This is a genomic window from Rhodanobacter sp. PCA2, assembly GCF_013620825.1.
GTDB lineage: Bacteria > Pseudomonadota > Gammaproteobacteria > Xanthomonadales > Rhodanobacteraceae > Rhodanobacter_A.
In genome coordinates this window covers 67,964-80,815 of record NZ_NJIC01000009.1, presented here as the reverse complement: position 1 = coordinate 80,815, position 12,852 = coordinate 67,964, and the positions used below count along the sequence as shown (strand labels likewise).

Annotated in this window: 11 protein-coding genes; all 11 read left to right on the top strand. The window is 72.5% G+C overall.

Features of this window, described 5'->3' with window-relative positions:
- The first annotated feature begins 44 nt into the window (after positions 1 to 44).
- The 11 genes from PCA_RS02485 (at position 45) to PCA_RS02435 (ending at position 12,842) form a co-directional block, all read left to right on the top strand.
- Positions 45 to 797 carry a hypothetical protein gene (locus PCA_RS02485; RefSeq protein WP_181300635.1) on the top strand — a complete coding sequence of 251 codons (753 nt, stop codon included), beginning with the start codon at positions 45 to 47 and terminating at the stop codon, positions 795 to 797.
- Positions 794 to 1,450 (top strand): hypothetical protein, encoded by a 657-nt coding sequence (locus PCA_RS02480; protein ID WP_181300633.1) that lies wholly within the window; start codon positions 794 to 796, stop codon positions 1,448 to 1,450. The genes PCA_RS02485 and PCA_RS02480 overlap by 4 nt, the downstream gene beginning before the upstream one ends.
- Positions 1,451 to 1,519: 69 nt before the next feature.
- On the top strand, positions 1,520 to 2,128 hold the full coding sequence (locus PCA_RS02475; protein WP_181300631.1) for a M15 family metallopeptidase: 609 nt from the start codon (positions 1,520 to 1,522) through the stop codon (positions 2,126 to 2,128).
- A gap of 38 nt (positions 2,129 to 2,166) precedes the next feature.
- Positions 2,167 to 2,487, top strand: a complete 321-nt coding sequence (locus tag PCA_RS02470; protein WP_181300629.1) for a LysM peptidoglycan-binding domain-containing protein — start codon at positions 2,167 to 2,169, stop codon at positions 2,485 to 2,487.
- A complete protein-coding gene (locus PCA_RS02465; RefSeq protein ID WP_181300627.1) occupies positions 2,480 to 3,616 on the top strand; it encodes a hypothetical protein in 1,137 nt (378 codons plus the stop codon). Before PCA_RS02470 ends, PCA_RS02465 begins: the two co-directional genes overlap by 8 nt.
- A complete protein-coding gene (locus tag PCA_RS02460) occupies positions 3,613 to 4,131 on the top strand; it encodes a phage baseplate assembly protein V (protein ID WP_255436609.1) in 519 nt (172 codons plus the stop codon). Before PCA_RS02465 ends, PCA_RS02460 begins: the two co-directional genes overlap by 4 nt.
- Positions 4,132 to 4,141: 10 nt before the next feature.
- Entirely contained in the window at positions 4,142 to 4,465 is a 324-nt protein-coding gene (locus PCA_RS02455) for a hypothetical protein (protein ID WP_181300625.1), read from the top strand.
- 19 nt (positions 4,466 to 4,484) lie between these two features.
- Positions 4,485 to 4,859, top strand: a complete 375-nt coding sequence (locus PCA_RS02450; protein WP_219918481.1) for a GPW/gp25 family protein — start codon at positions 4,485 to 4,487, stop codon at positions 4,857 to 4,859.
- Positions 4,856 to 7,681 (top strand): putative baseplate assembly protein, encoded by a 2,826-nt coding sequence (locus tag PCA_RS02445; protein ID WP_181300622.1) that lies wholly within the window; start codon positions 4,856 to 4,858, stop codon positions 7,679 to 7,681. The genes PCA_RS02450 and PCA_RS02445 overlap by 4 nt, the downstream gene beginning before the upstream one ends.
- On the top strand, positions 7,678 to 10,614 hold the full coding sequence (locus PCA_RS02440) for a putative baseplate assembly protein (RefSeq protein ID WP_181300620.1): 2,937 nt from the start codon (positions 7,678 to 7,680) through the stop codon (positions 10,612 to 10,614). Before PCA_RS02445 ends, PCA_RS02440 begins: the two co-directional genes overlap by 4 nt.
- Complete coding sequence (locus PCA_RS02435) at positions 10,611 to 12,842, top strand: hypothetical protein (RefSeq protein WP_181300618.1); 2,232 nt, start codon at positions 10,611 to 10,613, stop codon at positions 12,840 to 12,842. Before PCA_RS02440 ends, PCA_RS02435 begins: the two co-directional genes overlap by 4 nt.
- Positions 12,843 to 12,852: the final 10 nt, after the last annotated feature.

Here is a 12,852-nt window from a genome sequence, read left to right as displayed (position 1 = left end):
GCAGGCGGCGCGCCCGGCCACCACAACGGCGAGGCAGAAATGTCATGAGCATCTTCGACGGCCTGTACGGCTATGAAAAACTGATGCTGGTCTGCGGCTTCGTGCTGTTCCTGTTCGCGCTGGCGGCGATCACGGTGATGATCGTGCAGCGGCGCGACTTCAAGGCGGTGATCGTGCTGTTCGTGGTCGCGATCGTGCTGATGGGGTTCCCCGGCATCCAGTCGATCAAGTTCAGCAACAACCTGGTCGAGATCGACCGGCTGCGGGCGCAACCCACCGAGCAGATCGACCCGCAGCAGCAGCAACAGTACGCACAGACGCTGGCCCAGGTGGAACAGCGCGCCACGGGCAATCCGCTGCTGCAGGCCAAGGTGGCCGACGGCTACCGCGCGATCGGCGACCTGAACAAGGGCTACCAGCTGGCGCAGGCGGTGCTGCAGAAGCAGCCGTCGCCCCAGGTGCGCGCCACGCTGGTGCCGGTGCTCACCGCGAAGTTGAACCAGGTGCAGGCCGCCACGCCGCCAACCCCGGCGCCGCCAGCCGGCTCCACCGCGCCGCATGCGGCTCCGGCCGGCGGCAGCGTGGCCGGCAGCGCCGCCCCGGCCGCCGTGAATCCCGACCGGCAGCGCCAGCTCGCCACCATCGCCGCGCAACTGCAGGCCACCGGCGTCGCGCTGCCGGCGGCATCGCATGCGGCGCTGGCGAGGGCGTACGTGACGCTGGGCCAGCCCAGGCAGGCGCAGATCAACGCCGAGCAGGCGCGCCGCATCGGTATCGGCGCAGGCAGTCACCCATGAGCGCATTCCCCGGCTCCCCGCGCATCCTCAAGGGCGGCATCGTGTTGATCGACGCGGCCAGCTCGGCGGTGCGGCGCGTGATCGCGCTGCAGTACAACCCCGACTCGCTCACCCGCTCGCTGCAGGTGCAGGCGATCAGCGCGGACGGCGGCGACCGCTCCGAGGTGCTGCGCCTGAAGGGGCCACCGGTGGAGACGCTGAAGCTGGAGGCGGAAATCGACGCCACCGACCAGCTGGAATTCCCGGAGCAGAACGGCGGCGTGGTCGCCTCGGGCATCTTCGCCCAGCTGGCGGCGCTGGAAACCATGGTCTATCCGACCAGCGGACAGTTGCGCGCGAACGACCTGCTGGCGCAGATCGGCACGCTGGAGATCGTGCCGATGGAGACGCCGCTGGCGCTGTTCGTGTGGAGCAAGTCGCGCATCCTGCCGGTGCGCGTCACCGAGTTCAGCATCACCGAGGAGGCGTTCGACACGGCGCTGAACCCCATCCGCGCCAAGGTCAGCCTGGGCTTGCGCGTGCTGTCGGTGAACGACGTGCCGGGCGGCCACAAGGCCGCCAGCCTGTTCATGAGCTACCTGCAACAGAAGGAACGCCTGGCCGGCGGCGCCGGCGGCCAGTTGTCGGCGCTGGGCCTGGCCGGCGTGCCCTGATCCGGGCGCCGGACAGCCCGCAGTCCCGTCGGCGGAACGCCGGCCATCGCGAAGGAATCGGAGACCACCATGCGTATCGAGGAAATGATCGCCGCCGTGCAGGGGGTTCTCGGCGTGACCGTGGACGGCAAGGCGGGGCCGCAGACCTGGGGCGCGATCTACGGGCGGCTGGTCGCCCGCAAGATCGACGGGGCGCAGCCGTCCGCGGCGATCTCGCCGGTGGACGAACGCAGCGAAAAGCTGATCGCCACGCTGCTGCCGGAACTGCGGCCGATGGCGCGCGCGCTGGTGCAGAAGGCGGCGGGCGCCGGCATCACCATCCGCGTGATCAGCGGGCTGCGCAGCTACGAGGAGCAGGCCGCGCTCTACGCCCAGGGGCGCACGGCGCCCGGAACGATCGTGACCAACGCCCGCGCCGGCTACTCGAACCACAACTTCGGCATCGCGTTCGACGTCGGCGTGTTCGAGGGCAACCGCTACCTGCCCGAATCGCCGAAATACAAGGCGGTCGGCGTGCTGGGCCAGGACCTGGGCCTGGAGTGGGGCGGCAACTGGAAAACCATCGTCGACCAGCCGCACTTCCAGCTGCGGCCCACATGGGCGCTGGACCTGAGCGAGTCGCAGATGCTGGCCGAGCTGCGCTCCAGAAAAGACCTGCGCAAGGCGGTGTACGCCTGACGAATCCGCAGTGACCGACCCGCGATGGAGATGTCCCGATGAGCTCGAATTTCCCGCCCACCAGCCGCTACGCGCTGACGCCCACCGCCAGCCTCGTGCGCGCCGACGGCAGCACGGTCGCCTACCTGCGCCGCCGCTTCGTGCCGGCGCCCGAAAGCTTCGCGCTGCTGCAGTGGCACCTGGTGCAGCAGGGCGAGCGGCTGGACAACATCGCCGCCCAGTACCTGGGCGACCCCGAGCAGTTCTGGCGGCTGGCCGACGCCAACCGCGCGCTGCGCCCGGACGAGCTGACCGAGACGATGGGGCGCGCGCTCGCCATCACGCTGCCGCAAGGTATCCCGGGAGTTCCCCATGCTTGAAGGCGTACACCTGACGTTGCTGGTCGGCCCGGTGGTGCCGGTGCCGGTGCCGCAGCTGGTGCTGGACGCGCTCACCAGGGTCGAGGTGAACGCGCCGGACGAAAGCGCGGGCGCGTTCACGCTGCAGTTCACGCTGAGCGTGAATTCACCGCTGCACACGCTGTTCCTGCTGTCCGGCGGCGGCGTGGTGCCGCTGCTGCGGGTGATCGTGGTGGCCACGGTGAACGGCATGCCGGAGGTGCTGATCGACGGCGTGGTGACGAACACGGAAGTGCTGCCGGGCGCGGACCAGCGCCACAGCACGCTGCAGGTCACCGGCGACGACCTCACCACGGCGATGCAGAAACTGGAGTTCTCCGGCCTGCCCGGGCAGCCCTACCCCGCGATGCCGGCCGAGGCGATCGTGGCCTTGCTGCTGGCGAAGTACGCGTTCCTCGGCATCGTGCCGCTGGTGATCCCCGGCATCGCGATCGACGTGCCCATTCCCACCAACCGCGTGCCCACCCAGCAGGGCAGCGACCTCGACTACATCCGCCTGCTGGCCAGCCGGGTCGGCTACGTGTTCTATCTCGAACCCGGCCCGCTGCCGGGGATGAGCACCGCGTACTGGGGACCGAAGATCAAGGTGGGCGTGCCGCAGCCGGCGCTGAACGCCGACATGGATGGAGCCAGCAACGTCGACGAACTCAGCTTCAGCTACAACGGCAACGCGCGGCAACTGCCGGTGGTCTACGTGCAGAACGAGCAGACCAAGGTGCCGCTGCCGCTGCCCATCCCCGACATCACTCCGCTGAACCCGCCGCTGGGCCTGCTCGATCCGCCGCCGCAGCAGTTCCGTCCGCTGCCCGAGACCGCGAAGTACACGCCGCAGCGCGCGCTGCTGCTGGGCATGGCCGAGGCGGCGAAGTCCGCCGACACCGTCACCGGCCGCGGCAGCCTGGACGTGGTGCGCTACGGCCGCGTGCTGAAGCCGCGCCAGCTGGTGGGCGTGCGCGGCGTGGGGCCGGCGTTCGACGGCCTGCACTACGTGAGCCAGGTCCGGCACACGATCAGGCGCGGCGAGTACAAGCAGAGCTTCCAGCTGTCGCGCAAGGGCCTGCTCTCCACCGTGCCGCTGGTGCCGCCATGAGCGCCGTCATGAACCGCTTCTACGGCAAGTACCGCGGCACGGTGATCCAGAACGTGGACCCGGAACAGCGCGGCCGCATCCAGGCGATGGTGCCGGACGTGTCCGGCCTGCTGCCGTCGAGCTGGGCGATGCCGTGCGTGCCGTTCGCCGGCAAGCAGAGCGGCGTCTACGTGGTGCCGCAGATCGGCGCCGGCGTGTGGATCGAGTTCGAGCAGGGCGATCCCGACTATCCGGTCTGGACCGGCGGCTACTGGGGCAGCGCGGCGGAGGTGCCGGCGCTCGCGCTGGCCGGCAACCCGGCCAGCCCCAGCGTGGTGCTGCAGACGGGGTTGCAGAACCTCATCTCCATCAGCGACGTGCCGGGCCCAGCCGGCGGCATCCTGCTGAAGAGCGCCAGCGGCGCGATGGTGATGATCAACGACACCGGCATCACGATCTCCAACGGCAAGGGCGCCACCATCGTGCTCGCGGGCCCGACGGTGACGATCAACAACGGCGCACTGGCGGTCACCTGAGGAGGATGCGATGCCGGGTTTCCTGATCCATGTCGGCGCCAGCGTGCTCTGCTCGCACGGCGGCCAGGCGCAGGCCAGCATGCCGAACCCGCGCGTCACCGTGGGCGGCCAGCCCACGGTCACGCAGCCGGCGCCGTGGCTGGTCGCCGGCTGCGGACTGCCGCCGCCGCCCGCGGCGAACGGACCGTGCATCAGCGCCCAGTTCGTCACCGCCGCGACCCGGGTGAGTTCCGGCGGCCAGCCGCTGCTGCTCATCGACAGCCAGGCGATCTGCGCGCCCACCGGCACGCCGCTGCTGATCGTCGCCAGCCAGACGCGCGCCACCGCGATGTGAGGTCGCCATGAGCACCGTGATGAACATCCCCAAAGGAAATATGGATTTCCCGTTCCACTTCGACCCGCGCGGCCGCGTCGCGGAAACCGGCTACGACGGGCACGTGCGCGACATGATCGAGCAGTTGCTGTTCACCAACCCCGGCGAGCGGGTGAACCGGCCCGACTTCGGCAGCGGCCTGCTGCAACTGGTGTTCGCGCCGAACAGCCCGGAGCTGGCCGCCGCGCTGCAGTTCACGCTGCAGGCGGCGCTGCAGCGCTGGCTGGGCGACGTGATCGAGGTGGGCGCGCTGGCGGTGACCAGCGAGGATTCCAGCTTGCGCGTGGACCTCGGCTACGTGGTGCGCGCCACCGGCACGGCGCATAGCGACAGCTTCGAGCGGAGCCTGCCATGAGCGCCGCGCAGACCACCGCCGGCTCCGCGATCGTCGGCTGCTCGCTGCTGCCGGCGTGCAGCGTGCCGGCGCGGCGCGAGCAGCTGCGCCTGCAAGGCGCGCTCAACGGCATCGACTACGTCGAGGTGGGCGACGACGGGACCAGCCTGTGCGTGCACCTGTTCGGCGCGATCCCGCCGGAGCTGGGCGTGGCGAACGTGCGCGTCAGCGGCGGCGACCGCATCACCGGCCTGCGTGTGCTCGCCGTGCAGGCCGAGCTGGAACCGGAAATGCACGACGACGCCTGCCTGCGCGTGCAACTGGACCGCGAAGGCGACCACACCGCGTACTGCCTGTGCCTGGTGGATGCGGCCTCGGGCAACGACCCGGCAAGCTGGCGGGCGTATCCCGGCTTCGACCCGCGCTACGCCTGCGCCACGCTGCGCTTCCGGCTGGACTGCGCGCGCACGCTGGACTGCGCGGACGAAACGCCGTGCGTGCAGGCGCCGCCGCCCGCGCCGGAGATCGACTACCTGGCGAAGGACTACGCCAGCTTCCGCCAGCTGTTCCTCGACCGCCTCGCGCTGGACATGCCGGCGTGGCAGGAACGCCACGTGCCGGACCTGGGCATCGCGCTGGTGGAGACGCTGGCGTACACCGCCGACTACCTCAGCTACTACCAGGACGCCGTCGCCACCGAGGCCTACCTCGGCACCGCGCGCCGGCGCATCTCGGTGCGCCGGCATGCGCGGCTGGTGGACTACCGCATGCACGAGGGCTGCAACGCCCGCGCGCTGGTCGCGCTGGCGTCGAGCAGCGACGTCGACCTCGCGCTGGACAACCTGCTGTTGCTGGTGCCGCCGTCGGTGCCGGGCAACCCGCCGCCCGGCATCATCGATGCGGCCCAGCTGGAAACGGCCCGCGCCCAGGGCGCGCTGGTCTTCGAACCGATGGCGCTGGACGGCGCCACCAGCTTCGCCGTGGTCGCCGCGCACAGCGCGATCCGCCTGTACCGCTGGGGCGACGAGCTATGCTGCCTGCCCCGCGGCAGCACGCGCGCCACCCTGGTCGATGCGGCGCCGCCGGCACCTGCTCCTGCGCCTGCTCCCGCGCCTGCACCCGCGCCGGCTCCTTCGCCGGCGCCCGCACCCGCGCCCGTCCCCGCGCTGGCAGCCGCACCCGTCGCCGCTCCGGCGGCCGCGAACGCCGCGGCGGTCGCCGCGCCGGCGCGTGTGCTGAAGCTGGCGATCGGCGACCTGCTGATCTTCGAGGAGGTGCTGGGGCCGCAGACCGGCAACCCCGCCGATGCCGATCCCGCGCACCGGCATGCCGTGCGCCTCACCGCGGTGCAGCCCGCGGTCGATCCGCTGGACGGCACGCCGCTGCTGGACGTGGCCTGGGACCCCTGCGATGCGCTGCCGTTCGACCTGTGCCTGTCGGTGCGCCTGCCGGCGCCGGACTGCGGCTGGCTGCACGACGTGAGCCTGGCGCGCGGCAACGTGCTGCTGGTCGACCACGGCGAGCACGTGCGCGGGCAATGCACGGCCGCGCCGATCTGCACGCCGGACGGCGGCGACGGCGACTATCCCGGCCTCGCCGTCGCCCTGGCCGCGATACCCGACGCCTGCGCCCGCTGCGGCGCGCTGGCCGAGGACTGCTGGCTGGTGCCCGGTGCGTTGGCATACGGTTGCTGCCATTGCGAGGGCGCCGTGGTCGACGTGCGCCGGCCGCCGGCCGACACCGGCCACGTGCTGCCCGGCACGCCGCTCACCTGGGCCGAACCGTTGCCGTCGCAGGCGCCGGTGTGCCAGTTGCTGGCGCGCGACCCGCGGCTGGCGCTGCCCCAGCTCGACGTCCACGGCGGCGCGCTCGCCGACGTGCTGGTGGCCGGCACGCCGGACCCGCACTGGCAGTGGCAGTCGCGCTACGACCTGCTGGAAAGCGGCCCGAACGACCGCCACTTCGTGGTCGAGATGGACGACGACGGCGCCGCCCACCTGCGCTTCGGCGACGGCGTGCTGGGCATGCAGCCGCAGGCCGGCGACTTCTTCCGCGCCGCCGTGCGCCTCGGCAACGGCCCGGCCGGCAACGTGGGGCGCGACAGCATCACGTGGCTGGCGTTGAAGTCCGGCGTGCTGGCAACCGACCTGGTGCCGCGCAACCCCTTGCCGGCCAGCGGCGGCACCGCGCCGGAAAGCACCGCCGAGGTGAAGCGCTACGCGCCCGGCGCGTTCCGCGCGAATCCGCTGCGCGCGATCATCGCCGCCGACTACGCCATGTTCGCCGCCCGCGCGCCCGAGCTTCAGGGCGCGGCCGCGGCGCTGGAATGGAGCGGCAGCTGGTACGTGGCCGACGTGGCGGTGGACCCGCTGGGCCGCGAATCGCTGCCGGCGGGACTGGCTCGGCGCATCCGCGCGCAACTGGAGCGCTACCGCCGCATCGGCCACGACGTCGAGGTGCGCGCCGCACGCTACGTGCCGCTGCGCATCGCGCTGTCCGTGTGCGTGCTGCCGGACTTCCTGGTCGCCCACGTCAAGGCCGAACTGCTGGACCGCTTCAGCGCCGGCCTGCGCCGCGACGGCACGCCGGGCTTCTTCCATCCGGACCGGCTGACGCTGGGCGCGCCGGTGTACGCCAGCGCGCTGCTGGCCGAGGCGCAGTCCATCGCCGGCGTGGCCCACGTCGACGTCGCCACCCTGGTCCGCGCCGACGGCGACGACGACCAGGGCGTGCCCGCCGACGCCGTGCTGCACCTGGGCGCGCGCGAGATCGCCCAGGTCGACAACGACCCGGACCATCCCGACCACGGCAGCATCTGCTTCGACATGGGAGGTGGCCGATGAGCTGCTGCAGCGCTTGCGGCAAGCATGCCTGCGCCTGCGGATGCGGCACGACCGCACGCACGCCGTTGCTGCTGTACAACCGGCCGGGGCTGACCGCCCTGCGCTACCGCGTCGGCAGTTGGGCCGACTTCCACGCCACCATGCAGCGCGACCTCAGCGACGCCAGCCTGCCCGCACTGGCGGGCCTGCGCACGCGCGAGGCGGACGACCCTGCGATGGCGCTGCTCGACGCCTGGGCGGTGGGCGCCGACGTGCTGACGTTCTACCAGGAACGCATCGCCAACGAAGGCTGGCTGCGCACCGCCGCCGAGCGCCGCTCGGTGCTGGAACTCGCGCGGCTGGTCGACTACCGCCCGCGCCCCGGCGTGGCCGCCAGCGTCTACCTGGCCTACACGGTGGAAAAGGATTCGCCGCCGGTGACGATCGCGGCCGGCGCCCGCGCGCAATCCGTGCCCGCGCCCGGCGAGCAGATGCAGACCTTCGAAACCGCCGAGCCGCTGGAGGCGCGCACGGAGTGGAACGCGCTGACGCCGCGGCTGACCCGGCCGCAGCTCATCACCCGCGACTCGCTGGCCACGGTGTCCGGGCTGACCTTCGCGGGGACCGCGTCCAACCTCAAGACCAACGACTGGCTGGTGTTCGAGTTCGACGACGGCAGCGCGCCGGCGGTGCGCCAGATCCAGCAGGTCGACGTGGACCTGCAGCAGCAGCGCACCCGCGTGAGCCTGCTGGCCGATGCGGGCGCGAGTGCCGCGAGCGCCGCCGCGGCCGCCGCACCGCCCGCCGCCATGCTCGCCCGCACCGCGATCGCGAAATCCCCGGGCGGCTTCGTGGGGCTGGTCGATGCGCTGCGCCAGCCGCCGACCCTGCAACCGGCGAACACCACGCGCCTGTCGCGCAGCGCCGCGGTCGCGCTGGGCACGGCCAGCGACGTGCGCCCGCAGTTGCTGCTGAATTTCGAGCGGCGCATCGCCGACACGTTCTACGCCGCCTGGAGCGGCACCCGTTCGCCGGCCGGCTCGGCCCAGGTCAGGAACATCTACGTGCAGCGCCTCGCGGCGGCGCGCTTCGGCTACAACGCGCCGTGGCCCAGCAAGCTGGTGAAGGACGCCAGCGGCGACTACCAGTCGCAGCCCGACGCCGACTGGGCCAGCATCGAGCCGGACGACCGGCTGTATCTCGACAACGCCTACGACGGCATCCGCCCCGGCAGCTACGTGATCGTGCAGACCCCGGCCACGGCCACCGCGGCGGCCACCATCGACGTGTACACGGTGGCCGCGGCGTCCGTCCATCCGCGCACGGCGTACGGGATCAGCGGCAAGACCACCGAACTGCAGCTGCAGGACGTCGCCGCCGCGCCGGCGGCCGGAGGGCCGGTCGCGATGATCAACCTGGTCCGGCGCATCACCCCCACCGTGCGGGTGCAGCAGGTGTTCGCCCAGAGCGAGCTGCTGGTGCCGGCCGAGCAGGCGATCGACGACGACGTCGGCGCGACGGACGCGACGACGACGTCCGGCGCCGGCGACGGCGCCACCCGGCTCACGCTGGACACCGCGGTCGACGGCCTCAAGTCCGGCCGCTGGGTTGTCGTGCAAGGCCAGCGCACCGACGTGCCCGGCACCAATGCGGTGAACGCCGCGGAGCTGGTGATGCTCGAAGCGGTGGAGCAAGGCGTGGATGCCGCGCTGCCGGGCGACCGCGTGCACAGCACCCTGGTGTTCGCGAACAAGGGCCTGGCCTACGCCTACCGCCGCGACAGCGTGAGCATCTGCGCGAACGTGGTGCGCGCCACCCACGGCGAAACCCGCAACGAGGTGCTGGGCAGCGGCAGCGGCGCCACCGCGATGCAGGCGTTCGCGCTGAAGCAGAAGCCGCTGACCTGGATATCCGCGCCCACCGTGGACGGCGTGGCGAGCACGCTGGTGGTGCGCGTCAACGGCATGCAGTGGCACGAGATCCGCAATCTCGCGTTCGCCGGCGCGAACGACCGCAGCTTCGCGACCTCCACCGACGACGGCGGCACCACCACCGTGCTCTTCGGCGACGGCGCGCACGGCGCGCGCCTGCCCACCGGCGTGGAGAACGTGGTGGCGGCCTACCGCAACGGCATCGGCACGCCGGGCAACGTGCAGGCGCAGCAGATCAGCCTGCTGGCGACCAAGCCGCTGGGCGTCAAGGCGGTGGTCAATCCGCTGCGCGCCTCCGGCGGCGCCGACGCGGAGACCCGCGACCAGGCGCGCGGCAACGTGCCGCTGGCGGTGCTGGCGCTGGACCGGCTGGTCTCGGTGCCCGATTACGCGGACTTCTCGCGCGGCTTCGGCGGCGTCGGCAAGGCGCTGGCGACCCGGTTGGGCAGCCTGGTCCAGGTGACCATCGCGGGCGCCGCGGACGCGCCCATCGATCCCACCTCCGACCTCTACCGCAACCTGCTGCAGTCGCTGCAGGCCTATGGCGATCCGTCGCTGCCGGTGCGGCTGGACGTGCGCGAGCTGCTGACGCTCACCGTGAGCGCGAAGGTGGGGCTGCAGCCGGACTACGCCTGGGAATCGGTGGAGCCGGCCGTGCGCGCGGCGCTGCTGGACGCGTTCGGCTTCGAGCGGCGCGCGCTGGCGCAGGGCGCGTACCTCAGCGAGCTGGTCGCCTGCGTGCAGGCCGTGCGCGGCGTGGCCTGGGTCGACGTCGACGCGTTCGGCCGCCTGGACGAGGCCACCGTGCTGGCCGGCTTCGGCGGCAACGGCAAGGGCAACGGCGGCAGCTCGTCCGGCATCGCGCTGGCGGCAGGCACTGGCGCAGCCGCCACGACGATACCGTCCAGCGTGCCGGCGCTGCCCGCCCGCTACGACGACCAGGGCGTCTTGCGTCCGGCGCAACTGGCCTGCCTGGCGCCGGACATCCCAGACACCTTGCTGCTGCAGGAGGCCACGCCATGAACCCGCGCCCGGATCGGCTGTACGACCTGCTGCCGGTGGTCTACCGCATGCGCGACGCGGACCAGGGTCATGCGCTGCGCGACTTCCTGCGCGTGCTGGCGCGCCAGGCCGACGTGCTGGAACAGGACATCGCGCGCCTGTACGACAACTGGTTCATCGAAACCTGCGACGACTGGGTGGTGCCGTACATCGGCGACCTGCTGGGCTACACGCTGCTGCCCGAGGCGGCCACGCTGGGCGAGGACGGCGGCTGCGACGCACGCCTGGGCCGCGTGCTGGCGCCGCGTGCCGACGTGGCCAACACCATCGACGCGCGCCGCCGCAAGGGCACGCTGTCGCTGCTGGAAGACCTCGCCCGCGACGCCGCCGGCTGGCCCGCGCGCGCGGCTGAGTTCTACCGCGAACTGGGCTGGATGCAGCACCTGGACCACGTGCATCCGCGTCGCGGCGGCAGCGCCGACCTGCGCGATCCGGGCAGGCTGCAACTGCTGGGCTGGGCCAACGGCGCGTTCGACCCGTTCGCGCACAGCGTCGATGTGCGGCGCATGGGCAGCCACCATCGCCGCGGCCGCCACAACATTCCCGCGGTGGGCGTGTTCACCTGCCGCCTGCGCAGCTATCCGGTCACCTGCACGCCGGCCTACTGCATCGAGGAACGCGGCCCGCAGTGCTTCAGCTTCAGCGTGCTGGGCAACGACACGCCGCTGTTCCAGCTGCCGGTGGAGGAAACCGAACCCACCCACATCGCCGACGAACGCAACCTGCCGCTGCCGCTGCGCCGCTGGCGTTTCGCCGGCGGGCCGCCGGTGGACGGCCAGGCCAGCGTGCCGGACGAACTCTACGGCGACGGCCGCAGCGTGCAGATCTGGGCGCCGGACTGGCCAGCCAAGGGCCAGGGCCTGCCGGTGCCGCGCGAGGCGCTGCTGCCGGCCGAGCTGTCGGGCTGGCGCGGACAGGTGCCGCGCGGGCGCGTGGCGGTCGATCCCGAACGCGGCCGCCTGATGTTCCCCGCGAACCAGCGGCCGAAACGCGGCGTGTGGGTGTCGTACCAGTACGGCTTCGCCGCCGACCTCGGCGGCGGCGAGTACCTGCGCGTCACGCCCGAGCTGGCCGGCGCCACGCGTTACGTGGTGCACGCCGCGCTGCCCGCCGGCAGCGCCGGCGGCTGGCCGCCCGGCCACTTCGACAGCATCGCCGCCGCGCTCGCCGCCTGGGTGCAGGCCAAAGCGGCAACGCCGGCGCTGCGCGCGCTGGTGATCGAACTGGCCGAGAGCGGCGTGTACGAAGGCAGCGTGGACCTGCAGTTGGACACCGGCGAGGCGATCCAGCTGCGCGCCGCCGAAGGCACGCGGCCGGTGCTGCGCCTGCTCGACGTGCGCGCCAGCCAGCCGGACGCGCTGGGCATCCGCGGCGGCGCCGGCAGCCGCGTGCTGCTGGACGGCCTGCTGGTGGTGGGCCGCGGCATCGATGTGCAGGGCGCGCCGGAGGAAGCCGCGCCGGACGACGACCTGTGCGAACTGGTGATCCGCCACTGCACCCTGGTGCCGGGCTGGGCGCTGCAATGCGACTGCGACCCGAAGCGCCCCAGCGAGCCCAGCATCACGCTGGACGGCACCCGCGCCGCGCTGCGCATCGACCACAGCATCGTCGGCGCGATCTCGGTGATCAGCCCCGCGCGGCGCGGCGATCCGCCCACGCTGGAACTGTGCGACAGCATCCTCGACGCCACCGGCCTCGAACGCGTGGCGCTGGGCGCTCCGGACGAAGCGGTGGCCTACGTGGACGCCAGCTTCCGCCGCTGCACGGTGATCGGCGCGGTGCAGGCGCACGGCGTGCTGCTGGCCGAGGATTCGATCTTCGCCGCGCCGCTGCGCGTGCTGCGCCGGCAGCAGGGCTGCGTGCGCTTCTGCTACGTGGCCGACGGTTCGCGCACGCCGCTGCGCTTCCACTGCCAGCCCGACCTGGCGCTGGCCGCGGTCGCGCCCGCGCAACGCGCCGCCGAGCGGCTGCGCGTGGTGCCGCAGTTCCGCCGCCTGCGCTACGGCGCGCCGCACTACCTGCGCCTGGCGGACGACTGCTGCGCGGAGATCCGCAGCGGCGCGTCCGACCGTTCGGCGATGGGCGTCTACCACGACCTGTACGAACCGCAGCGCGAGGCGAACCTCGCGGCGCGGCTGCAGGAATACGTTCCGGCGGGCACGGACGCCGGCATCCTCCACGCGAGTTGAGCGAGTCAGG

Coding starts and splice junctions, on each gene's coding strand:
- PCA_RS02485 (WP_181300635.1), top strand. CDS start 45: ATGAGCATCTTCGACGGCCTGTACGGCTATGAAAAACTGATGCTGGTC.
- PCA_RS02480 (WP_181300633.1), top strand. CDS start 794: ATGAGCGCATTCCCCGGCTCCCCGCGCATCCTCAAGGGCGGCATCGTG.
- PCA_RS02475 (WP_181300631.1), top strand. CDS start 1,520: ATGCGTATCGAGGAAATGATCGCCGCCGTGCAGGGGGTTCTCGGCGTG.
- PCA_RS02470 (WP_181300629.1), top strand. CDS start 2,167: ATGAGCTCGAATTTCCCGCCCACCAGCCGCTACGCGCTGACGCCCACC.
- PCA_RS02465 (WP_181300627.1), top strand. CDS start 2,480: ATGCTTGAAGGCGTACACCTGACGTTGCTGGTCGGCCCGGTGGTGCCG.
- PCA_RS02460 (WP_255436609.1), top strand. CDS start 3,613: ATGAGCGCCGTCATGAACCGCTTCTACGGCAAGTACCGCGGCACGGTG.
- PCA_RS02455 (WP_181300625.1), top strand. CDS start 4,142: ATGCCGGGTTTCCTGATCCATGTCGGCGCCAGCGTGCTCTGCTCGCAC.
- PCA_RS02450 (WP_219918481.1), top strand. CDS start 4,485: ATGAACATCCCCAAAGGAAATATGGATTTCCCGTTCCACTTCGACCCG.
- PCA_RS02445 (WP_181300622.1), top strand. CDS start 4,856: ATGAGCGCCGCGCAGACCACCGCCGGCTCCGCGATCGTCGGCTGCTCG.
- PCA_RS02440 (WP_181300620.1), top strand. CDS start 7,678: ATGAGCTGCTGCAGCGCTTGCGGCAAGCATGCCTGCGCCTGCGGATGC.
- PCA_RS02435 (WP_181300618.1), top strand. CDS start 10,611: ATGAACCCGCGCCCGGATCGGCTGTACGACCTGCTGCCGGTGGTCTAC.